Origin of the sequence: Citrobacter sp. RHBSTW-00944, from assembly GCF_013615435.1 — a bacterium.
In the GTDB taxonomy this organism is placed as follows: domain Bacteria; phylum Pseudomonadota; class Gammaproteobacteria; order Enterobacterales; family Enterobacteriaceae; genus Citrobacter; species Citrobacter braakii.
Genome location: NZ_CP055418.1, coordinates 13,686 through 36,435, shown reverse-complemented (window position 1 = coordinate 36,435; position 22,750 = coordinate 13,686). Strand labels below are relative to the sequence as shown.

Sequence of the window (22,750 nt, the reverse complement as noted above, 5' to 3'; positions counted from 1 at the left end):
GCTCTCCTCAGGAAACAGTCGCTTCAGCCAGGTTATTGCGCACTTTGCTTTCACGCCAGAAGTAGATACCGACGTACACGAAGCACAACATGGAGACCAGGAACGAGAGTTGTAGCGAGTGGAACATATCGGCCACATAGCCCTGAATTGCCGGAACCACCGCTGCACCAACAATCGCCATGACAATGACTGCTCCCGCCATTTCAGTATGTTCGTTATCCACGGTATCCAGCGTACCGGCATAGATTGTCGCCCAGCAGGGTCCAAACAGGACGCTCACCAGTACGGCAACGTACACGGCGCTAAAGCTTGGCGCCAGCGCAACATAGACCAGAAACAGTGCGCCAATGATGGAGTAGAGGATCAGCACTTTTTCAGGATTGAAGCGTGTCATCAAGATGTTGGCGATAAACTTGCCGATAAAGAAGCAGGCAAAGCTATAGACCATGAAGGTTGAGGCGTCGCGCTCGTTGATATCACCCAATTCCAGCGCCAGACGGATGGTAAATGACCACACCGCGACCTGCATCCCCACGTACAGGAACTGCGCCACAATCCCACGGCGGAAACGGGCATTGCTGGCCAGATAACGCAGCGTATCCATCGCTGACGGACGTTTATGACTCGCCGTTTGCGCGACTTTGCAGGTCGGGAAGCGGGTCAGCAGGAACAACACCATCACCACAACCAGCACCATAATCATGTACTTGTAAGGCTCAAGGGTATTTTCCAGCATCAACACTTTAAAGTTGTGGATCTGCTCCGCGTTCATCCCAGCCATCTGTTTTTCCAGACTCTCGCCTTCAGAGAAGACCAGATATTTACCCAGCAGAATACCGGCGGCTGCACCAATGGGGTAAAAGGTCTGGCTGATGTTCAGGCGCAGGGTGGCATACGCTTTTGGGCCTATCATGGAGCTGTAGGTGTTGGCTGCGGTTTCCAGGAAGCTCAAGCCAATCGCAATCGCAAAAATTGCCGCGAGGAACATGGTGTAGGTGGCCATGTGCGATGCCGGGAAAAAGAGCGTACAGCCAACAATATAAAGGGTCAGTCCCATTAAGATGGCGATTTTATAACTGGTCTTTTTAATCACCAAAGATGCCGGAATCGCAATTAAAAAATAACCGCCATAAAAGGCACTCTGAACTAATGCCGAAGCAAAGTTGCTGAGTGAAAATACGCTTTTGAATTGCGTAATCAGAATATCATTTAATGCGGCTGCGCATCCCCATAAAGGGAATAAACAGGATAACAAAATAAACTGGAACAGAGGCGTCTTATTCAGATAGCCGTCGGGCATCTGAATGATGTTTTTATCGTTCATAGTGCTACCTTTTACAATGCAGGAGTATTATTCGTTTAAGGTAAGAAACTCATTAAATTGTTCGATGCTTGGATAAGATGATTGAGTGCCTTTCCCGGTAACGCTGAATGCAGCGAAGAGAGCGGCTTTTTTCATGGCGGCTTCGACATCACCGCTTTGAACGTAATAGTGGGCAAAACAACCGATGAAAGCGTCACCTGCGCCACTGGTATCGACAGCGTTCACTTTAAACGCCGGGACATGGACTTCCTGGTCACGCGTCATCCACAGAGCACCTTTCTCCCCCATGGTGACGATAATATTGTTCAGACCTTTATCGACCAAAGAACGTGCCGCGGCGCGAATATGGTCATAGGTATCCACCGGCATACCGGTTAATATTTCGAGCTCGGTTTCATTTGGCACGAAGAAATCGCATTTACAGGCATAAGACATATCTAATTCCCGTAATGCAGGGGCGGGATTTAATAACACTTCAATACCGTGTTTTTTACCGAATTCAATCGCGTGATAAACCGTTTCCAACTGTACTTCCAGCTGCAGGACAATAAGTTGACACTTTTTCAGATCTTCCGCCGCGCGATCGATATCTTCCGGGGAGAGAAACTTGTTGGCACCTTTAATAATCAGAATGCTGTTGCTGGAGTTTGCATTAACAAAGATCGGTGCAACGCCGCTGCTGGTGCAGGGTACCTTTTCGACATAGGTCGTATTAATCCCCCAGGATTCGAGATTACGAATGGTGTTATCCGCAAAAATATCATCACCGACTTTCGTCAGCATCAGCACTTTGGAATTGAGCTTAGCAGCCGCAACGGCCTGATTTGCCCCTTTACCGCCACAACCAATTTTAAAGGCGGGTGCTTCCAGCGTTTCCCCTTCTTTGGGCATCTGGTTGATGTAGGTGATGAGATCCACCATGTTGGAGCCAATAACCGCGATATCCATTTTACTACCTCTCAGAAACAATCACACAACAATGATATTAAAATAACATTATCATGTTACTTCCGTATCATTTGTGACTAGGATCGCGATTGGAGGATCATTTTATTGTTTATTTATTATGCTAAATGTTGCGTCTCTATCACACTCAAAATGATTAACTTGCTTACAATTGACTGAAAACTCGCTGCTTATAATCAATAAAACGTGTAAAAACACGCTTTTATTTCCCAATGGTCAGACGTATAGTAATGCAGCAATATCATGTTCCCAGAAACACATAAATGTTACTGAAGGAACATGAAAACATGATTCGTGGAGAGTGTGCATGGAAACCAAGCAAAAAGAACGTATTCGACGTCTGATGGAATTGTTGAAGAAGACCGACAGAATCCATCTGAAAGAGGCGGCGCGCATGCTGGAGGTTTCCGTGATGACCATCCGTCGGGATCTCAGCCAGGATGACGAACCATTGCCGCTTACGCTACTCGGTGGTTACATCGTGATGGTGAACAAGCCCGCCACCCTCGTTAACGCTCCGCTCCCCGTGCAAAAGCAGTATCATCGCGACGATTTACCGGTTGCCATTCTGGCCGCGGGACTGGTCAGTGAAAACGATCTGGTCTTTTTTGATAATGGTGCCGAAATGCCATTAGTCATCAGCATGATCCCGGACGATATTACCTTTACCGGAATTTGCTACTCACACCGGGTATTCGTGGCGCTAAATGAAAAACCCAACGCCACGGCGATTCTTTGCGGGGGCACCTATCGGGCGAAAAGTGATGCCTTTTACGACACCAACAATCCCTCTCCGCTGGATGCGCTCAACCCACGAAAAGTGTTTATCTCTGCCAGCGGAGTCCATGAGCATTTCGGCGTTAGCTGGTTCAATCCGGACGATCTGGCCACCAAACGCAAAGCGATGGAACGCGGATTGCGCAAAATTCTGCTGACGCGCCACGCCCTGTTTGATGAGGTTGCCCCCGCCAGCATTGGCCCGCTCTCTACTTTTGACGTACTGATAAGCGATCGCCCGTTGCCGGCAGATTATGCAACCCACTGCCGGAACGGCTCTGTCAAAGTCATCACCCCGGATTCAGACGGCGACTAACTCACTCAAAGAAAACCGTGATTTTGTTAAACATCGACGGGTCGGACTGGTTGCGGGCCACTTTCACCACATCTTCCAGCTTGTCGATCTGGCTTATCATCTGCTCAAGACGCTGATCGTCATTGACCAGCAGCCAGATGCGGCTCTTGTCGCTGTCCTGAATCGGTAGACAGAGAATGCCTTCCACGTTGAACGCGCGGCGGGCAAACAGCCCGCAGACGTGGGTCATTACGCCCGGATGGTTGCGTACGGTGAGTTCCAGGATTACGTTGTCATGAGTCTGCTGTTGCATGGCTTATTCCCCCACCATTTCTGTGTTTGCCGCACCCGGCGGCACCATCGGGTACACTTTTTCTTCGGCATCGATGCGCACGTGGATCAGCGCAGGTCCAGGGCGATTAATAATCTCCTGCAACGCAGCCTGTGGATCCGCTTCGTTATTCAAATCGCAGGTTTCGAGGCCAAACCCGGCGGCTATCTGCATAAAGTTAATCATCCCCGGATATGTCGCCGCAAAAACGCCCTGCTTATAGAACAAACTCTGCTGCTGATACACCAGACCCAACGCTTCGTTATTCATCAGGATGATTTTAATATCCAGCTGATTTTCGCTGGCCGTTGCCATTTCCTGAATATTCATCATCAGGCTACCGTCGCCGGAGAAGCACAGCACCTTTTTGTCCGGGTTGACCAGCGCTGCGCCAATTGCCGCCGGCAGGCCAAAGCCCATGGTTCCCAGACCGCCGGAGGTCAGCCACTGACGCGGACGGTTCAGCGGGTAAGCCTGTGCGGCCCACATCTGATGCTGGCCTACGTCGGTGGTGATAATGGCATTGTCATCCACGCAGGCCGCTACGGCGTTGATCAGCCCATAGTGGCTGAGCGGGTCGCTTTCCTGCGGAATGCTGCAGGGGAATTCGCGTTGTAAATCGGCCACCATTTGATGCCACGACTCTCGCGGCTGCGCGTCAATTAATGGGATCAGTTGCGCCAGAACCTCATCGACATCCGCCTGAATCGCCACGTGCGGCTGTTTGATTTTACCCAGCTCCGCACGGTCGATATCCACATGGATGATTTTGGCGTTCGGACAGAACTGCTCGGTTTTACCAATCGCCCGGTCATCAAAACGCGCGCCCAGAACAATCAATAAGTCCGCTTCTTGCAGAATAAAGTTAGTGCTGCGCGCGCCGTGCATACCCAGCATGCCTAACGACAGCGGATGCGCTTTCGGCAGCATACCGAGCGCCATTAAGGTCATGGTGGTGGGCAGCATAGCTTTTTCTGCCAGTTCACGAACCCGCTCAGGCGCGTTAATCACGCCGCCGCCGAGATACAGCACCGGACGCTGTGCGGCGTTAATCATGGCCGCGGCATCGCGAATGCTGTCCTGGCTGAACGCCGGTGCCGCCATTTTCTGCGCGGGCTCCGGCATCTCTTCAATTTCAAAAACTGCAGTTTGAATATCCTTAGGAATGTCTATCCACACCGGGCCCGGACGGCCGGACTGCGCAATGCGGAACGCATCGCTCATGACCTGCGGTAATTCACTGATATGGCGGACCAGATAGTTGTGCTTGGTGATGGGGATAGAGATGCCGTAGGTATCGACTTCCTGGAAGGCGTCGGTCCCGATCATTGAGGCCGGAACCTGCCCGGTGATACACACCAGCGGGATAGAATCCAGCCGCGCGTCGGCAATGGCGGTCACCAGGTTGGTCGCGCCCGGTCCGCTGCAGGCCATACAGACGGCGGGTTTACCATCGGTTCTCGCCATCCCCTGTGCGATAAACCCCGCGCCCTGCTCGTGGCGCGCCAGGATATGACGGATTTGCGTGCTTTGGCTCAAGGCGTCATAGACGGGAAGAATCGATCCGCCAGGAATACCGGTGACCACCTGAATCCCCTGGCGTTCCATGAAATGAACGATGAATTCTGCGCCCGTAAAACGCGTACGCTTGGATGTTATGCCCGAACTTGCCATGCTCCAGTCCTTTTATTCTGGGCCTTTGCTTCGGGCAGGTCTCTTAAACGAAAAACCCCGCCCGGTTTGCGCCGGCGGGGTTTTGGAATCGTGTGTTGATCCGGACCCTACGGCGCATTGCCGACGACCACCACCACACGCACGACGACCGCTGCGCGAGATGGCGCAGTTTTTAGTAGGGTCGCAGTCAGCATGGAAGGGTTCATTAGGGACCTGTCTGTTTGTTGATTAACTGGATTTATACAAACACAGGTTTTTCAGCGTGACAATGGAAAAATTTTCATCTGCATAAAAATGCGTCAACGATCACATTTCGCTGTGCAGAGTCGGAAAACAAAAAACCCCGCCGGAGCGAGGTTTTTTTCAGCGCTGTGCGGTTGGTAGCCGCCGAACACACTGTGTTATGTCAACGGAAAAAGTATACGCGTTCTGCGAAGAACACGCAATTTCGGCACGAATTTTGATGGTTTTGAGTATGGAACATGAATGACACAATGTCCATAAGATACTGTTAATTTATACAGTACTTATCTATAATGTCTCGGTACGCAATGTGTTATGCGGGGGCCGCATCGTAAACCGGCGCATCAAAGTCCTGGCTGAAACGGGTGGTGCCGTCAGCGCCTTAACCCCCGTGTGAGCACACTGTGTTATGTCAACAAAGGTGCTGGCAACAGGCAGCGGCGAGGTACGTCAGCACCGTGCTCCTTGTACCAAAAGGAGAGCGTATGAGCCTCGTGGATATCGCTATTCTTATCCTCAAACTCATTGTTGCAGCACTGCAACTACTTGATGCCGTTCTGAAATACGTTAAGTAATTCGGATTCAAGTCGCACCTAAGGGGAGCGGGTAACACTCCGCTCCCCTTTCACCTTCTCCCTGGTGCTTGTCTCGCGCCAATATGTTACGTTTTTATGACATTCTCAGGGAAGAACGCCACCATGACGCTTTCTGTTTTCTGCATTTTGCTGTTTGCCGCGCTGCTGCATGCCAGTTGGAATGCCATTGTTAAAGCTGGAAACGATAAACTGTACTCGGCGATTGGCGTCAGCGGCTCCGCGGCGATTATGGCATTGATCTGCTTACCCTTCGCGCCTCAGCCTTCCGCCGCCAGCCTGCCGTTTTTGGCCGTCTCAACCGCGTTGCAAGTGGTGTATACGGTCCTGGTCGCCAAAACCTATCAGGTTTCGGATATGAGTCAGACCTATCCTCTGATGCGTGGGACAGCACCGCTGCTGGTTGCGATTATCAGCGTCTTGTTCCTTGGCGATAGCCTGTCTGTGTTTGCCTGGGTGGGGATTGCTACGATCTGTCTGGCCATTCTCGGCATGGCATTTAACGGACGCAGCAGCTCACAACGCGGGATCGTACTGGCGCTCATTAACGCCTGCTTTATCGCTGGTTACACGCTGGTTGATGGCACCGGCGTACGCTTATCAGAAACCGCGCTCGGTTATACGCTGTGGACCTTCTTTCTGAACGGTTCCTGTCTGCTGGGCTGGGCGATGATCGCCCGGCGCCGGGAAGCGTCACGCTATCTGGTACAGCAGTGGAAGAAAGGTATTCTGGGCGGGATTGGCACGATGGGTTCTTACGGTCTGGCGCTGTGGGCCATGACCCAGGCTCCGTTGGCGGTGGTCGCAGCGCTGCGTGAAACCTCCATTCTGTTTGGCGCTCTGCTCGCCTGGCTACTGCTGAAAGAAAAGGTTGCCGGAATACGCCTTGTCGCGGCCGCCGGCATTGCCGTAGGCGCTGTCTTACTCCGCTTGTCATGATCGCGCCGTAACCCCGATTCAATCCGGCAACATTTGTTGCCGCTTTTTGTTTACATTTCCTGCCGTTCATCGCGTAAACATTCCAGCCCACTATCTGGCCTTCTTTTTATGTTGTGGTAGATTCCACGCGCATTTACGGGAAAGTACAGCACCTTATTCTTCTTTTTTCTCTTTTTTAAAAGTAATCAGCGAAATGAAAAGGCATAGAAGCGTCAATTTGTTGTTGATGTTGGTATTACTGGTGGCGGTAGGTCAGATGGCGCAAACCATTTATATCCCCGCGATTGCTGATATGGCGCGTGAACTGAACGTTCGCGAAGGAGCGGTGCAAAGCGTAATGGCCGCCTACCTGCTGACCTACGGCCTGTCACAACTGTTTTACGGCCCACTTTCCGATCGCGTTGGCCGCCGTCCGGTGATCCTTACCGGAATGTCTATTTTCATGCTGGCCACGCTGGTCGCGATAACCACCCACAGCCTGACGGTACTGATTATCGCCAGTGCAATCCAGGGCATGGGAACAGGCGTCGGCGGTGTAATGGCGCGAACCTTACCGCGCGATCTGTACGAAGGCACGCAGCTGCGCCACGCGAATAGTTTGTTAAACATGGGGATTCTGGTGAGTCCACTGCTGGCCCCGCTGATTGGCGGCATGCTGGATACCCTGTGGAACTGGCGCGCCTGTTACATCTTCCTGCTGGTTCTGTGCGCGGGCGTCACGTTTAGCATGGCGCGCTGGATGCCGGAAACGCGTCCTGCGGGCGCACCGCGTCCACGCCTTATCGCCAGCTATAAAACGCTGTTTGGTAACAGTTCTTTCACCTGTTACGTGCTGATGCTGATCGGCGGCCTGGCGGGCGTTGCGGTCTTCGAGGCCTGCTCCGGGGTATTGTTGGGCGCAAGGCTCGGTTTAAGCAGCATGGTGGTCAGTATCCTGTTTATTCTGCCCATCCCGGCGGCATTTTTCGGCGCCTGGTTCGCCGGTCGCCCGAATAAGCGTTTCTCGACGCTGATGTGGCAGTCGGTTATCTGCTGTCTGGTAGCCGGTTTAATGATGTGGATCCCGGGCCTGTTTGACGTGATGAACGTCTGGACGCTGCTGGTTCCCGCCGCACTATTTTTCTTCGGTGCCGGGATGCTGTTTCCGCTGGCAACCAGTGGCGCAATGGAGCCTTTCCCATTCCTGGCAGGCACTGCCGGTGCGCTGGTTGGGGGATTACAGAATATTGGTTCCGGCGTGCTGGCGTGGTTCTCTGCAATGCTGCCGCAGACCGGGCAAGCCAGTCTGGGCCTGCTGATGACCCTTATGGGACTGTTGATTTTTGTTTGCTGGCTTCCGCTGGCGTCACGCGTGTCGCATCAGGGGCAGGCGGTTTAAGCGTATGATGGCCCGGCTTATCGCCGGGCTTTTCGCATTCAGGCGCGATCATCGTCGTCAGTAACGGCTCCAGCGCCGGACGCCAGGCGCCTTCCTCGCCATCATAAAACTGCGTATCCGCATTGATAGCATAGGGAATTTTCGCTTTTTTCAGTTCGCACGCCATAAATCGGGCAAACGCCATTTGCGAGGCAGAAGGCACGTTCCTGATGGTTTCTCCTGGCGACCAGCCTCCCACCCAACTGACATGACCCGTTTTCTGCTGCCAGTGAAGGGCGGTATTGATACGGGCGCGAATAGCAGCCTTTTCTGCCGCTGTGCCTGAGGTCCACGGATATTTACCATTATTTTTCAGCGGCCCCCACGGAAAAATATGCCATTGAGCCAGCACGGTATTCTGACTTTGCGGCGGCAGTTTCAGGTCAGGCAAATCTTCCGGGGCGGCGCGTAGTCGCGGCGCGATAAAAATCATCCGCTGCGGGTCGATGGCATGGACAGTACGAATTGTTTTGTCATACACCCGATTGAGCGACACCTGATTATGGTTGAGCTTATCAGAGGGTTCGTATATCAGGTCGAAACCCAGTAACGGCGAGCTTTGACCAAAGTAATGCGCCACCGCCACCCACCAGTTAACCACCTCTTTTTCGTTACCGGTACTGGGATCTTTTTTATATTCGTCAGCCTGATAGGCAATTATCGGGATCACGCCATACTGCTCGCAGGCTTCCACCAGCTTGCGCAGATGTATAAGCCGCGCCTCCGTAGGCTCTCCCGCCACGCGAATGCGCACGTGGGTTAACCCTTTCGCCTTGTAATCCCGCACCACCAGCGGATCGAATTCACGGATACCCCGATCGGTGCGCGCCCAGTCTACGTCCATCCCAACGCCAAGCTGCTGCGCATACTGCGCCGCAGTCAGCACAGGTTGCGCGGCACACACGGTGGCGCTGGCTAACAGTAAAAGGGAAACAATCGGCTTTAACACGGTCGTCCTTACGCAAATCATCAGGAGTGATATCACGTATTTAGCATGCTTTTTCACTTTGCGTGTAGCGAGAAAGCGTAAAAAATATTCGCGGCCTGCTTATTTAACCTGTTCCTGAAGCCAGCGAATAAACGCCTCGATTTTCGGCCACTGTCTGCCAGGCAGGGTGGTGATGTAGTAGTGCTGATGGCATTTCAGCGCCATATCGCCAAAAGGCGCAACCAGCTCTCCACTGTCGAGGCGTTTTTGCACCAGCCGCTTTCGGCCCATCGCCACGCCGATATGATTCATCGCCGCAATCACCGCCAAATCAGAACGATCGAAACCAATTCCCGACGATGTCGGCAGATTCACCGAAAAATGCTGCGCCCAACTGTGCCATTCATCGGTCCCGGAGTCGTTACTCCACGCCTGTCTGTCATGCAGCAACGTACAGTGCGGTAAATTCACCAGCGAACCGGTAAGGTCATGGCGGCGAGCGTAGTCCGGGCTGCATACCGGCAGGATCTCTTCATCCATCAGGAAGTGGTGCGTGAGCTGCGCGGAGGGTGCGTCGTCAAAATAGATGGCCAGATCGACCCCGGCACGCTGCAGATTGACGTTGTCGTTCCCGGTCAGCATGGTCAGCGAAATCGACGGATAGCGACGGGTAAAGTCGCCGAGCGCCGGAACCAGCCAGCACTGAGCGATAGAAGGCCGTGAGTAGACGGTGAGGGTCCCGGACAACTCCTGATTTTTAATATCAAGGATTTCCTGATTCAGCGTATCCAGCGATGATTTCAGCGCCCAGAACACCCGCTTGCCCTCGTGGGTGAGTTCCACTTTACGATGCGAACGAACAAACAGCTGAATACCCAGCTCATCTTCCAGCTGATTAATGCGATGGCTGACAGCGCTGGGGCTTAGTGACAGCTCATCTGCCGCCAGCGCAAACGACTGATGTCGGGCCGCCACTTCAAAGGTATACAGCTTTGACAACTGCCAGCCGTTGAGCAGCCGATTTCTGACCTCGCGTAAGGGATCCATGTTCACCTCCTGTCCTCCTGATTCATTCGCCGGAGTGTAAAAAAGTTCGCTGCAAAAATCAGCACAAAGATGAATCAAGGTGAACCATATCGCATAAACAAAGCGTAATTAGACGTAAATCACCTACTTGATGCAATCTGGCTCATGTGAAAGGGGATTTATATCGTTTGTCAGACCATGCCTTATTTTTGTCCAATAACCCTATATTAATCACAGGGCAAGGTGAGTTATGCACTCTCAAATCTGGGTTGTGAGCACGCTGCTGATAAGCATCGTGTTAATCGTTTTGACCATCGTGAAGTTCAAATTCCACCCGTTTCTGGCGCTGCTGTTAGCCAGCTTCTTCGTGGGTACGATGATGGGTATGGGGCCGCTGGATATGGTCAATGCCATTGAGAGTGGCATCGGCGGTACGCTGGGCTTCCTCGCCGCGGTTATCGGCCTTGGGACCATTCTTGGCAAAATGATGGAAGTGTCCGGCGCGGCCGAACGTATCGGCCTGACGCTACAGCGCTGTCGCTGGCTTTCCGCTGACGTCATTATGGTACTGGTCGGGCTGATTTGCGGGATCACGCTGTTTGTTGAAGTCGGCGTAGTGCTGTTGATTCCTCTGGCCTTTTCAATTGCCAAAAAAACCAATACCTCGCTACTGAAGCTGGCGATTCCGTTATGTACAGCGCTGATGGCAGTACACTGCGTCGTGCCGCCGCATCCAGCCGCCCTCTTCGTGGCGAACAAGCTGGGCGCGGACATTGGCACCGTGATTGTCTACGGCTTACTGGTGGGCTTAATGGCCTCGCTGATCGGCGGTCCGCTGTATCTGAAATTCCTCGGTAACCGTCTGCCGTTTAAACCGGTTCCGGCTGAGTTTTCCGACCTCAAGGTGCGCGACGAAAGTACGCTGCCATCGCTGGGCGCTACGCTGTTTACCGTACTGCTGCCGATTGGCCTGATGCTGGTAAAAACCGTCGCTGAGCTGAACATGGCGAAAGGCAGCACGGTTTATACGCTGTTGGAGTTTATTGGTAACCCGATCACCGCGATGTTTATTGCCGTTTTCGTGGCCTATTACATTCTCGGCCTGCGTCAGCACATTGGCATGGGTGCGCTGCTGACCCACACCGAAAACGGTTTTGGCTCCATTGCTAACATTTTGCTGATTATCGGCGCAGGCGGCGCATTCAACGCTATCCTCAAGAGCAGCGGACTGGCGGATACCCTCGCGCTGATCCTCTCGAACATGCATATGCACCCGATTCTGCTGGCATGGCTGGTGGCGTTAATCCTGCATGCTGCGGTGGGCTCTGCCACGGTGGCGATGATGGGTGCGACGGCAATCGTGGCCCCGATGCTGCCGCTCTACCCCAACGTTAGCCCGGAGATCATCGCCATTGCCATCGGTTCCGGCGCGATTGGCTGCACGATCGTCACCGATTCCCTCTTCTGGCTGGTGAAGCAGTACTGCGGCGCCACCCTAAATGAGACGTTCAAATATTATACGACCGCGACATTTATCGCGTCCGTTATTGCACTGGTTTGCACATTCCTGCTTTCCTTTATTATCTAAGCGCAAAGAGACTGACTATGGAAAACATTCAAACACTTATCGCCCAGCATCCTTTAGTGGAAGATCTGGTCGCTCTCAAGGAGACGACCTGGTTTAACCCTGGCACTACCTCTCTTGCGGAAGGTTTACCGTATGTTGGCCTGACAGAGCACGATGTTCAGGATGCCCACGCTCGTCTGACGCGCTTCGCGCCGTATCTGGCGCAGGCATTCCCGGAAACCGCAGCCACTGGCGGCATTATCGAATCCGAACTGGCCGCGATCCCGGCGATGCAAAAGCGGCTGGAAAAAGAGTATGGGCAGCGCATCAACGGCGAAATTCTGCTGAAGAAAGACAGCCATCTACCGATTTCCGGCTCAATTAAAGCGCGTGGCGGTATTTATGAAGTGCTAACCCACGCGGAAAAACTGGCGCTGGAGGCTGGTCTGCTGACCACACAAGACGATTACAGCATTCTGCTTTCGCCTGAGTTTAAACAGTTCTTCAGTCAGTACAGCATCGCCGTAGGCTCCACCGGCAACCTTGGGATGTCGATCGGCATTATGAGCGCCCGTATCGGCTTTAAGGTGACGGTTCATATGTCTGCCGACGCTCGCGCATGGAAAAAAGCCAAACTGCGCAGCCACGGCGTGACGGTCGTGGAGTATGAAGAAGATTATGGCGTGGCGGTTGAGCAGGGCCGTAAGGCGGCACAGTCCGATCCGAACTGTTTCTTTATCGATGATGAAAATTCCCGCACGTTGTTTTTAGGTTATGCGGTCGCCGGCCAGCGTCTGAAGGCGCAGTTCGCGCAGCAGGGGCGCGTGGTGGATGCCGACCATCCGCTGTTTGTTTACCTGCCGTGCGGCGTCGGCGGTGGGCCTGGCGGGGTGGCGTTTGGCCTGAAGCTGGCATTCGGCGATAACGTGCACTGCTTCTTCGCAGAACCTACCCATTCACCGTGCATGTTGCTGGGGATTTATACCGGGCTGCACGATACGATTTCTGTGCAGGACATTGGTATCGATAACCTGACAGCGGCTGATGGGCTGGCGGTGGGCCGCGCGTCCGGCTTTGTTGGCCGGGCAATGGAACGTCTGCTCGACGGTCTGTACACCCTGGACGATCAGACTATGTACGACATGCTGGGCTGGCTGGCGCAGGAAGAAGGCATTCGCCTTGAGCCGTCGGCGCTGGCCGGGATGGCCGGTCCGCAGCACGTTTGCGCTTCTGCTGACTATCAGCAAATGCACGGCTTCAGCGCGGAGCAGCTCAATAACGCCACCCACCTGGTGTGGGCGACCGGCGGCGGCATGGTGCCGGAAGCCGAAATGGCGCAGTATCTGGCCAAAGGACGTTAAACGCCGCTGAACTTAACGCAGCATCGCCATCAGTTCCATCGGTGAGCGATGTTGCTTCAGAAGGTCACGCATCACGCGCATATGCGGCGCGGTATGATTGAAGAAAGCGCTGTATCCGCCGCAAATCGCACTCTTTCCACTGCTGTCGCGATGCTTTGGACAATCACCATGGCAAAAGCGTAATAGCGAACACGCCTGGCATTCCGCGCTCAGCGTGGTTCTCTTGGACTGACCAAACGCCGCTGCCCTCGGGCTGGCGTTGAGCTCACTCAACGACGTGCGATGAATATTACCCAAGCGAAAATCTGGGTGGACATAGTGATCGCACTGATACAAATCGCCATTCGCTTCCAGAGCAAAAGCATGTCCGCAGGTGGAGCTTAGCGAACACATCTGCGCCGGGTGTCCGCACCATACGCCCAGAGTTGAATCAAATAACTGGACGAATACGCGGCCAATATCTTCTCTGACCCAGATATCAAAGACGGAATTCAGGAAGGTTCCCCACGCCTGAGGCGGGACGGATTCGGCGGTAAGCTCGCCGTCTTCATCATATTCAACCAGCGGAATGAACTGCAAAAAAGGCGTGCCAAGCTGGCGAAGGTAGCGATACATCTGTCCTGGTCGCTGGCTGTTCAGAGAATTAACCACTACCAGCAGATTGAACTCCACCTGATGCTTACGGAGCCTGGCAATGGCGTCCACCACCTTATGGTGAGTCGGTTTTCCGCTGCGGTTAACACGATAAGCATCGTGCAACTCGGCGGGGCCATCCAACGAAATCCCCACCAGCCAGCCGTTATCGTGCAAAAACTGACACCATTCGTCGTTGAGCAAAATCCCGTTGGTCTGGAACGCGTTATGGATTTTCTTCCCTTCCCCGTACTGTTTTTGCAACGTCACTACGCGGCGGAAAAAGTCGATGCCACAGAGGGTTGGCTCTCCGCCCTGCCAGGCGAACATCACGTCAGCCCCCGGCTGTGCGGTGATATGCTGACGAATAAACGTCTCTAAGGTGGCGTCATCCATTTCGGGTTGAGTGGGTTTATCGATGTAAAAACAGTAACGACAATCCAGGTTACAACGAGAGCTGGCTGGTTTGGCCATGACCTGACATCCTGTCATGCTAAATTCCCGATAAACGCAATAAGTTGGCGGACATGCGTTACAGCAAACAGTATTGCGAGGGATAACACCGCGAGGGAGATCATAAATTTGTCACGCACCGCGCGAGATTCAGAAAAATCGCTATGCGTAACATCCATCAGATTACGGCTGCGGGTATAGCGCCACAGAACGATTGCCACCAGCGCCAGCACCACAATTGAAACCCAAAACAGGAAGCCCGCCTGATGCCAGTTGTGCTTCAGCGCCAACGCCATTAGCGCGCCATAACCCAGAAGCGTACGAAACCAGGCCAGCGATGTTCGCTCCGGTTGTAACCCCGGATCGGCGATACGTCGCGACTTACGGCTATCCGGCATACAGCACCAGTCCCATGACAATCACCGCGACAATAAACAAAATCAGACTGATGATTAACAGGCTATGGGTATAGGGCAAATCCTCTTTCAGGCGCATCGCCCTCTCATTACGCAGCCAGCGCAGGTAGCCATAAATCGCCAGACCACCGGCAAACAGGCATAGCAACAGCGCTAAAAGCTCACGAATTACCGGCGTGGCAAAATCCGGAGCCAGTTGGTCGAGACCAACCCCCGCCGCCAGAAACCCCAGCGCGGTACGGATCCACGCCAGAAAGGTACGCTCATTTGCCAGTGAGAAGCGGTAATCCGGGGCTTCTCCAAGGCGGGAAATTTTCATTCAAACTCCTCTGGCTGTCATTGCCGGATGGCGGCTAATGCCTTATCCGGCCGACAGGTAAGTGCAAATATGAGTATCTGCGCCAATTGGCATTGTAGTCAGAACTTCTGCTTTTTCTCCTCCACTTTTACGCCCTGGGTTGGTAAACCGGTGTCGTAATCGCGTACCACGGGAGAATAGCCGTCTTGCGGGCGCGGGCGAAAAGCGCCCATCCAGCGCGGTACAGCGTCAGGACGCCAGGGACGCAAACTCCACTGATAGGTGCGGAATGGATCGCGGATTTTATCCATATAGTCCAGCAGCGCGTCGTGCATCTGGCAGCGAACATCGGCTAATTGCGGAGAATCTATCTGGTTGTGTAGCTCATCGGGATCGTTTCGTCTGTCGTAAAGCTCATCACTGGTAAACAGGTTCAGCACCAGCTTCCAGTCATCCGTCACCCAGCAACGTACCGGTATAAATCCGCCAAAACTGTCATGTTCAATCTCATAACGATTGAACTCCACCATCACACCGCGTGGTTTTTCAACGGTAAGGATGTTTTCACCCGGCAGGATTTGTGGCTTCTCAATACCCGCCAGCGCCATCATCGTCGGCAGCAGATCGATATGGCTGACCGGCGTGTCTACCTGCATTGATTCTCCCTGAGGCGAGCGCATAATCAGCGGAATTCGCGTGATGTCGTCATACATCGCTGCCCCCTTACTGATAAGCTTATGCGCCCCCATCATCTCGCCATGATCGGAGGTGTAAATGACCCAGGTGTTGTCCCGCTGCATGGGCGTTAAGGTATTAATAACCCGGCCAATCTGGTCATCGACAAAGTCGTTGCAGGCAAAATAGAGCGGATGGTGATAGCGCCCATCATCACCTACCGGCGAAGGCATCGCTTCAGACCAAAGACGATGATGTTCAGGTTTGTTACTCAAAGAGTCGTGCGCCTTCATCCCCAGGTCATAATAAAAATCCTGATATTTCTGCAGATACTCCACGGGACAGGTAAACGGGTGATGCGGCTCGTCGTAGGAAACTACCATCAGGAAGGGTTCTTCATCACGTGCAGGGTGGCGGAGGAAATCAACCGCCCGGTTACTGATGCGGTGCGCCCAGGTAAAGGTTTCATTGATATTGTTAGCCAGCAAATCCTCCACGCTGTTCAGACCGTTACGCCACAAACCGATCTCTTTGTCCGTCAGTTCCGCGAGGTAATTTGCCCCGTCATACCAGTAGTCAGCATCCCATTCGGGCGGGCACTCACCGGTACCAAAGTAATCGTGCCCGTCGAGATGCCACTTGCCGATGTAGCAGGTGTGATAGCCCGCATCCTTAAAATAGCGTCCCATGGTGGAGATATTTTTCCCCGGCGCGACGTTATTGGTCCACGGGCCGGACTGGTTGGCATAAATACCGGTAAACAGCCCAGCGCGGGCCGGGGTGCACACCGGTGAGCAGGTATAAGCAGAATTGAAGCGAATACCTTCCGCCGCCAGGCTATCAATGTTATTGGTATTCAGAGACTTACCACTATAACAGCCGACCATATTGGTCGCCTGGGTATCAGTCATAATGAACAGAAAATTAGGGCGGGTCATGCTTTATCCTTAGCATCAGAGACAGAAAGCGCAGTGGCCAAACGACGCGTCTGCCAGCTGCTGTAAATTAAATACATCATCACTGCCGCCGTAATTGAGTAGCAGAGAATCGTCAGCCATTGGGTGTTGTACCCTCCAAACTGCGCCAGTCCGGCATAGACGCCGAGCATCGCGGTCAGGATACCGACAGAGGCAAGTTTGGCGTTTTTCCACGGCTTCATGTCTACCGCAAAAGCATCATGGAATTTAAACGGCGTCGCACGCGGCTTGATAATGCCGATAACCAGCATCACCACCACGTTGATGCAGAAGGTACAGGCCAGTACGTAAAGGAAGTGAAAGTCGAACTTCACCAGATAATTAATGGTGATGTAGCTGACGATACCGAATCCCATAGCGACTTTCGCTGCCAGCGCAGGGATGCGCGGGAAAAAGAATCCCATGATGATGATGGTCACCAACGGCACGTTATAAATACCGTTGAGCTGTTTCATCCAGCTGTAGAGTCCTTCCGGTGCATTAGCGATCCACGGTGCTACCAGCACGGAAATTACCGCGATAAAGAATCCGAACTTACGCCCAACCCGAACCAGCTGTTCCGATTGGGCGTGTTGATTAATAATCCGCCGATATATTCCCATGCTAAATAAGGTACTGGCGCTGTTTAAAAATCCATTGAATGTACTGATTACCGCGCCGAATAAAACGGCACCGAAAAACCCCACCAAAGGGACAGGAAGCACGTTATTTACCAGTGTCGGATATGCCATATCCGCCTTTGGCAGATCCTGGTATAGATGAAAAGCAATTAAACCTGGTAATACCAGCACCAGTGGATCGAGCATTTTCAATACCGCTGTGAGTAATGCTCCTTTCTGCCCTTCGGCGAGGCTTTTGGAAGCCAGCGTACGTTGTACGATGCCCTGATTAGTACACCAGTAGAAGGTATTCACCAGAATCAAACCGGTAAAGGCTGCACCTATCGGCAGCGGATCGTTCGCTCCACCAATTGAGTTTAATTTCTCCGCATGTACGGTGGTCAGTTGCTCAACACCTTGTAAAAAACTGCCTTTTCCCATCGCAATCAGGCCGAACACGGGGACCATCAATCCACCAATCACCAGCCCTATACCATTGATAGAATCGGCCACCGCCATCGCACGTAAACCGCCGATCACCGCATAAATAATCCCGGCAAGGCCCAGCAAAATAACCAGTAACCAGATTGCTGCGCCCTGAGAAATATTCAGCGATTCACCGATGTGAAAAAGGCTATTCAGCGCCAGCGCCCCTGAATAAAGCACAATCGGCAGGAAGCAGACGCCAGTGGCAATAAGAAAGCAAAAATCGATAATGATTCGCGTGGTTTTATCGTAACGCTCTTCCAGAAAATCTGGGATCGTAGCGATACCACGTTGCAGATAGCGAGGTAGAAAAATCAGCGCCAGAAAGATAAGCGTCACCGCAGAGGTGACTTCCCAACCCATAACCGACATTCCGCTTTTGTAAGCCTGACCAGACAGACCAACCAACTGTTCGGTTGAAAGGTTAGTTAACATCAATGACGCGGCAATCACCGGCGCTTTCAATGAACGCCCGGCAAGAAAATACCCTTGTTGCGATCCGGTATCCGTTTTACGTACCTTCCACCAGGTGATTAGCGCCACCAGCAGCGTAAAGCCCACAAAGCTCAGAATTTGTAGCGTATTCATCTCATAGCCCTTATTTTTCATTATGTCCCGGCAGCTGTAGGGGGAATGCAAGGTAATGTGCGCCGGGTCAGGCAGTCAGATTTCTTAAAATAAAAACGTCATATCCCTGAACAGATTTTTTCTGTTAAGTTCAGGTTGTGGGCATAATTCTCCGGTGGGAAATTAAAATGAATGGAAAGATGCAAAGTTCGCATGTAAAAAACGAAACTACGTACAATATTCCCCTGTTGATTAATGAAAGTGTGATCTCCAGCGGGATTTCATTGATCTCGCTGTGGCACACCTATGCCGACGAACATTATCGGGTTATTTGGCCACGTGATAAGAAAAAACCGCTGATTGCTAATTCATGGGTTGCAGTCTACACCGTCCAGGGCTGTGGAAAAATCCTTCTTAAAGGCGGTGAACAAATCACGCTTACCGGAAACTGTATAATCTTTTTAAAACCAACCGATATACAGTCTTATCACTGTGAAGGATTGGTATGGGAACAATACTGGATGGAATTCACACCAACCAGCGTAATGGATATTCCGCTACGACAACAAAGCATTATTTATAATGGTGATATTTATAATCAGGAGCTGACCGAAGTTTCGCGATTAATTACATCCCCAGACTCAATAAAAAATAATCTGGCAGTCGCCTTTCTCACAAAAATAATTTATCAATGGATTTGTCTTATTTACGCCGAAGGTAAAAAAGACCCACAGCGAATACAGATTGAAAAACTGATTGCCACTCTACATGCCAGTCTACAAAAACGGTGGAGCGTGGCGGATATGGCAGCCACTATCCCCTGTAGCGAAGCCTGGCTACGTCGTCTTTTTTTACGCTATACCGGAAAAACACCGAAAGAATACTATCTGGATGCGCGGCTGGAACTGGCGCTGTCGCTGCTAAAGCAGGAGGGAAATACGGTCGGGCAGGTCGCTGATATACTTAACTTCTTTGACTCGTTTCATTTCAGCAAGGCGTTTAAACACAAATTTGGCTATGCGCCGTCGGCGGTATTGAAACATGCGGACCGGCACCCAGAGGATGCCGGTCAACTGGGTTAGCGCAGTTCCGGCCAGTACTCTTTGTTAGCGTCGATCAAATCATCCAGAATCGCTTTAGCTACAGACGCACTCGGCACGGTTTTCGACAGGGTGATAGCCTGCCACAAACGCTGGTAAGAGCGGTGTTCCCAGGCATCGACCACCAGCTTCTCAACCGCCACCTGCTGGCTCATCAACCCTTTCTGGAACTGCGGGATATCCCCCACCGTCAGCGGCTCCGGGCCGTTATGCCCCACCAGGCATGGGATCTCGACCATCGCTTCATCATCAAAGTTATGAATCGCACCATTATTTGGCACAATCAGCAGCATCCGCTCCTGAGTGTTAAAGGCGATGGCCGCCGCCAGATCGACAATGTAGGAAGCATGTTCGTCAATCTCCAGTTCACCGGCCGCAGAATGGCCCGCCTCAATAATGGCCCGGCAGGAACCGAACACCTGTTTTTCGCGGTGATCCATAACCTCGTTGGCACGGGTACGCTGCGGATTGGAGTGCTGGACCACGTAATCCGGGAACAGATAGTATTTCAGGTAGGTATTTGGCATGGTGTCCGGATCCAACGCCTGCACATCCTTCGCCTTAGCGAAGGTATCGTTCCAGCTCGCCTCCGTATGCGGGTCGTTCGATGGCGGCACATAACCATGCTTCGCCACGTATTCACGCAGCTTCGGCATCAAATCGTTACCCTGGAGATCTTCAATTGATGTCCACCAGCCAAAGTGGTTCAGCCCGTAGTAGCGCACGCGCATCTGTTTACGATCTTTAAGGCCGACAATCTGCGCCATCCGTCCTTCAATACCGATGGGCATATCGCAAATATTGAGGATTTTCGCATTTGGACGCAGTCTACGCGTGGCTTCAGCCACAATTGCCGCCGGGTTAGAGTAGTTAAGCATCCAGGCGTTTGGTGAATATTTTTCCATATAATCCACCAGTTCCAGCACACCGCCAATAGATCGCATGCCGTAGGCAATCCCGCCCGGCCCACAGGTTTCCTGGCCTAACACCCCGTGACGTAACGGGATTTTCTCGTCTTGTTCACGCATTGGGTATTTACCCACGCGGATATGTGCCATCACGAAATCAACATCGGTAAACGCAGTTTTGGGATCGGTGGTGTAACTAAACTCTATCTCCGGCGCCTGCTCTTTGAGGATGATTTTACACGCCTCGGCAATCACCTCCTGACGCGCGCCATCGTTGTCATAAAATTTCAGCGCACGAAGCGGGAAACGGTCCTGATTTGCCAGCAACATCAGCACGATGCCCGGCGTAAAGGTACTACCACCACCTGCGATAACCACTGAGAATTTTTTCATGATACTGCCTCCGTCATGGGGATCTGTTCGTTTGATAAAGTAGATTTCATTAGCGTTTCGAGCTGGTCGCGTACCTGAGGGACGTGTAAACCAACAATGACCTGAATACCATTGCCGCGACGCACAACACCGTGTGCACCCAGCGCTTTGAAGACGTCATCGCTTTGCGTTTTCGCCATGTCGTGAAGCGCAATCCGCAGGCGAGTGGCGCAGTTATTAATACTTTCGATATTGCCTGCGCCGCCTAACGCTTGCAGAAAACCGGCCGCCTGTCCCAGTTTGGTGTCTGGCGCAGCGGCGGTGGTTTGCCCACGCGCGGCTTTATAGTCAGCTTTGGTGTAGAGTTTGATTTCGCTATCTTCCCGGCCCGGCGTTTTCAGGTTGAAGCGCAGGATCAGCGCGCGGAAGATGGCAAAATAGAGTGCAGTAAAGGCCAGGCCAATCGCTATCTGGGTGAACATCATTCCGGCATGGTTGTGGAACATCGGGATCCAGTTTTGCGGCAAGAACTGATCAAGCAGGCCGCCGCCCATATTGCCTACCACCCCACAGAGATACATCACCGTTGCCATAGACGCCGCCAGCACGGCGTGTACAGCAAACAGCAAGGGTGAGATAAACAGGAAGGTGAACTCCAGCGGTTCGGTGATCCCCACCAGCACGGCCGTCAGCGTGGCGGGGATCAGCAGTCCCGCCACCTTCACCCGGTTTTCCGGAGAGGCCGTGAAGTAAAGCGCCAGAGCAATACCTAATGAACCAAAGATTTTCGAGTTGCCGTGCAGGGCAAAACCCCCTTCCGGGAACAGTGTTTTCAGCGACTCTGTGCTTTGGCTGAATTCCTGCAAATGCTGCGCCCAGTAGACCTGGATGCCGCCTTCCACCGCCGCAGGGCCGAAGATAAATGGACCATAGACGAAGTGATGCAGCCCGGTCGGGATCAAAATACGCTCAAGGAAGGTATACACCCATACCCCCAGCGCCCCCGCAGAACGCAGAAAGGCTTGCAGGGATTCAATCCCCATCTGCACCTTTGGCCAGCCCAGCAGCGTCAGCCAGGCACAGGGGATCATCACCAGGAAAGCAATGATCACCACAAACGATGTCCCCTGGAAAATACCAAGAAATACCGGCAACGGTTTATCGAAATAACGATTGTGCAGAGCGGTGACAATACCGGAAATGACAATGGCGCCGATGATGCTGGTATCAAGTGTTTTAATCCCGGCCATCATCGTTAAGCCGCTACCTGCCGTCGGGTCTGCGCTAAAATCCACGCCGAAGAAATGTCCCCAGGTCATGCCCATGGCATTGATGAAGTAATTCCACGTAAGAAAGCTGACCAGTACCGCCAGACAAGCGCGCCCCTGAGCCTGTTTCGCCAGACCGATCGGCAGACCAACGGCGAAAATCAGCGGCATATTGCGAAATACCGTCCAGCCACCTTCTTCGATGATATGAACGATTTGTGCGAACAAACTGTTGGGATCGGTAAGCGCTTCACCCACAAACAGCGGGTTGCGCAGCATAATAGCGATACCGACGACGATACCGGCAAAGGGAAACAGCAGCACCGGGGTGAACATCGCGCCGCCAAAGCGTTGTATTTGACTGAGCATTTTCACATCCTCATATAACAACCAGTAGGGGAGAGGCCTTTTTTGTAGTGATTGCTGGCCTGATACGAGAATAGAAAGTTGCGATCCTTCAGACATGGCATGCCGCTGCGATTCGTGATCGCTTTCATGGTTTTAATTTCGGCAATGAGGTCTACTTTTTACGTAAAAGTTAGACATCAAAAGGTTTA

General features: G+C 52.6%; 21 protein-coding genes. 7 read left to right on the top strand and 14 right to left on the bottom strand.

Features of this window, described 5'->3' with window-relative positions:
- Positions 1–7: 7 nt before the first annotated feature.
- Positions 8–1,324 (bottom strand): L-fucose:H+ symporter permease, encoded by a 1,317-nt coding sequence (gene fucP, locus HV334_RS00165; RefSeq protein WP_003023919.1) that lies wholly within the window; start codon positions 1,322–1,324, stop codon positions 8–10.
- A 27-nt stretch (positions 1,325–1,351) separates the two neighbouring features.
- Entirely contained in the window at positions 1,352–2,272 is a 921-nt protein-coding gene (rbsK, locus tag HV334_RS00160; protein WP_003827124.1) for a ribokinase, read from the bottom strand.
- A gap of 325 nt (positions 2,273–2,597) precedes the next feature.
- Between rbsK and HV334_RS00155 the strand changes: the two genes are divergently transcribed.
- Entirely contained in the window at positions 2,598–3,383 is a 786-nt protein-coding gene (locus HV334_RS00155; protein ID WP_181221021.1) for a DeoR family transcriptional regulator, read from the top strand.
- Between the two features lies 1 nt (position 3,384).
- On the opposite strand, the gene ilvN is transcribed toward HV334_RS00155, so the two are convergent.
- From ilvN to ivbL, 3 genes are all read right to left on the bottom strand, one after another.
- Positions 3,385–3,675, bottom strand: a complete 291-nt coding sequence (gene ilvN / locus HV334_RS00150) for an acetolactate synthase small subunit (protein WP_003023914.1) — start codon at positions 3,673–3,675, stop codon at positions 3,385–3,387.
- Positions 3,676–3,678: 3 nt separating this feature from the next.
- Positions 3,679–5,367, bottom strand: a complete 1,689-nt coding sequence (gene ilvB / locus HV334_RS00145) for an acetolactate synthase large subunit (protein WP_016155049.1) — start codon at positions 5,365–5,367, stop codon at positions 3,679–3,681.
- A gap of 107 nt (positions 5,368–5,474) precedes the next feature.
- Positions 5,475–5,573: an ilvB operon leader peptide IvbL gene (gene ivbL / locus HV334_RS00140; RefSeq protein ID WP_003827118.1), complete on the bottom strand. Its 99-nt coding sequence runs from the start codon at positions 5,571–5,573 to the stop codon at positions 5,475–5,477.
- 522 nt (positions 5,574–6,095) lie between these two features.
- Between ivbL and tisB the strand changes: the two genes are divergently transcribed.
- From tisB to emrD, 3 genes are all read left to right on the top strand, one after another.
- On the top strand, positions 6,096–6,185 hold the full coding sequence (gene tisB, locus HV334_RS00135) for a type I toxin-antitoxin system toxin TisB (protein ID WP_003023909.1): 90 nt from the start codon (positions 6,096–6,098) through the stop codon (positions 6,183–6,185).
- A 123-nt stretch (positions 6,186–6,308) separates the two neighbouring features.
- Positions 6,309–7,142, top strand: a complete 834-nt coding sequence (locus HV334_RS00130; protein WP_016157806.1) for a DMT family transporter — start codon at positions 6,309–6,311, stop codon at positions 7,140–7,142.
- A gap of 193 nt (positions 7,143–7,335) precedes the next feature.
- Positions 7,336–8,520 (top strand): multidrug efflux MFS transporter EmrD, encoded by a 1,185-nt coding sequence (emrD, locus tag HV334_RS00125; protein ID WP_047498775.1) that lies wholly within the window; start codon positions 7,336–7,338, stop codon positions 8,518–8,520.
- On the opposite strand, the gene HV334_RS00120 is transcribed toward emrD, so the two are convergent.
- Both HV334_RS00120 and dsdC read right to left on the bottom strand, forming a co-directional pair.
- Positions 8,447–9,529 (bottom strand): cellulase family glycosylhydrolase, encoded by a 1,083-nt coding sequence (locus HV334_RS00120; RefSeq protein WP_181221020.1) that lies wholly within the window; start codon positions 9,527–9,529, stop codon positions 8,447–8,449. The genes emrD and HV334_RS00120 overlap by 74 nt on opposite strands.
- 78 nt (positions 9,530–9,607) lie before the next feature.
- A complete protein-coding gene (dsdC, locus tag HV334_RS00115) occupies positions 9,608–10,534 on the bottom strand; it encodes a DNA-binding transcriptional regulator DsdC (protein WP_016155054.1) in 927 nt (308 codons plus the stop codon).
- Positions 10,535–10,763: 229 nt separating this feature from the next.
- Between dsdC and dsdX the strand changes: the two genes are divergently transcribed.
- Positions 10,764–12,101, top strand: coding sequence for a D-serine transporter DsdX (gene dsdX, locus HV334_RS00110; RefSeq protein ID WP_016157809.1), 1,338 nt, complete (start codon positions 10,764–10,766; stop codon positions 12,099–12,101).
- A 17-nt stretch (positions 12,102–12,118) separates the two neighbouring features.
- Positions 12,119–13,441 (top strand): D-serine ammonia-lyase, encoded by a 1,323-nt coding sequence (gene dsdA / locus HV334_RS00105; RefSeq protein WP_049282843.1) that lies wholly within the window; start codon positions 12,119–12,121, stop codon positions 13,439–13,441.
- 12 nt (positions 13,442–13,453) lie between these two features.
- Here the strand turns inward: dsdA and HV334_RS00100 are convergent, their stop codons facing one another.
- The 5 genes from HV334_RS00100 to HV334_RS00080 form a co-directional block, all read right to left on the bottom strand.
- Complete coding sequence (locus tag HV334_RS00100) at positions 13,454–14,566, bottom strand: anaerobic sulfatase maturase (protein ID WP_160289482.1); 1,113 nt, start codon at positions 14,564–14,566, stop codon at positions 13,454–13,456.
- Positions 14,563–14,925: a DUF202 domain-containing protein gene (locus HV334_RS00095; protein ID WP_016155058.1), complete on the bottom strand. Its 363-nt coding sequence runs from the start codon at positions 14,923–14,925 to the stop codon at positions 14,563–14,565. Before HV334_RS00095 ends, HV334_RS00100 begins: the two co-directional genes overlap by 4 nt.
- Positions 14,915–15,262 carry a DUF202 domain-containing protein gene (locus HV334_RS00090; protein WP_016157812.1) on the bottom strand — a complete coding sequence of 116 codons (348 nt, stop codon included), beginning with the start codon at positions 15,260–15,262 and terminating at the stop codon, positions 14,915–14,917. The genes HV334_RS00095 and HV334_RS00090 overlap by 11 nt, the downstream gene beginning before the upstream one ends.
- Before the next feature lie 98 nt (positions 15,263–15,360).
- Positions 15,361–16,854 carry a sulfatase-like hydrolase/transferase gene (locus HV334_RS00085; protein WP_141875735.1) on the bottom strand — a complete coding sequence of 498 codons (1,494 nt, stop codon included), beginning with the start codon at positions 16,852–16,854 and terminating at the stop codon, positions 15,361–15,363.
- A complete protein-coding gene (locus HV334_RS00080) occupies positions 16,851–18,566 on the bottom strand; it encodes a solute:sodium symporter family transporter (RefSeq protein ID WP_047499146.1) in 1,716 nt (571 codons plus the stop codon). Before HV334_RS00080 ends, HV334_RS00085 begins: the two co-directional genes overlap by 4 nt.
- Positions 18,567–18,733: 167 nt before the next feature.
- Here HV334_RS00080 and HV334_RS00075 point away from each other — a divergent pair, with 167 nt between their 5' ends.
- A complete protein-coding gene (locus HV334_RS00075; RefSeq protein WP_181221019.1) occupies positions 18,734–19,627 on the top strand; it encodes an AraC family transcriptional regulator in 894 nt (297 codons plus the stop codon).
- Here HV334_RS00075 and HV334_RS00070 read toward each other — a convergent pair.
- Complete coding sequence (locus HV334_RS00070) at positions 19,624–20,946, bottom strand: 6-phospho-alpha-glucosidase (protein WP_019078008.1); 1,323 nt, start codon at positions 20,944–20,946, stop codon at positions 19,624–19,626. The genes HV334_RS00075 and HV334_RS00070 overlap by 4 nt on opposite strands.
- Positions 20,943–22,562 (bottom strand): alpha-glucoside-specific PTS transporter subunit IIBC, encoded by a 1,620-nt coding sequence (locus HV334_RS00065; RefSeq protein ID WP_181221018.1) that lies wholly within the window; start codon positions 22,560–22,562, stop codon positions 20,943–20,945. The genes HV334_RS00070 and HV334_RS00065 overlap by 4 nt, the downstream gene beginning before the upstream one ends.
- Between the last annotated feature and the right edge of the window lie 188 nt (positions 22,563–22,750).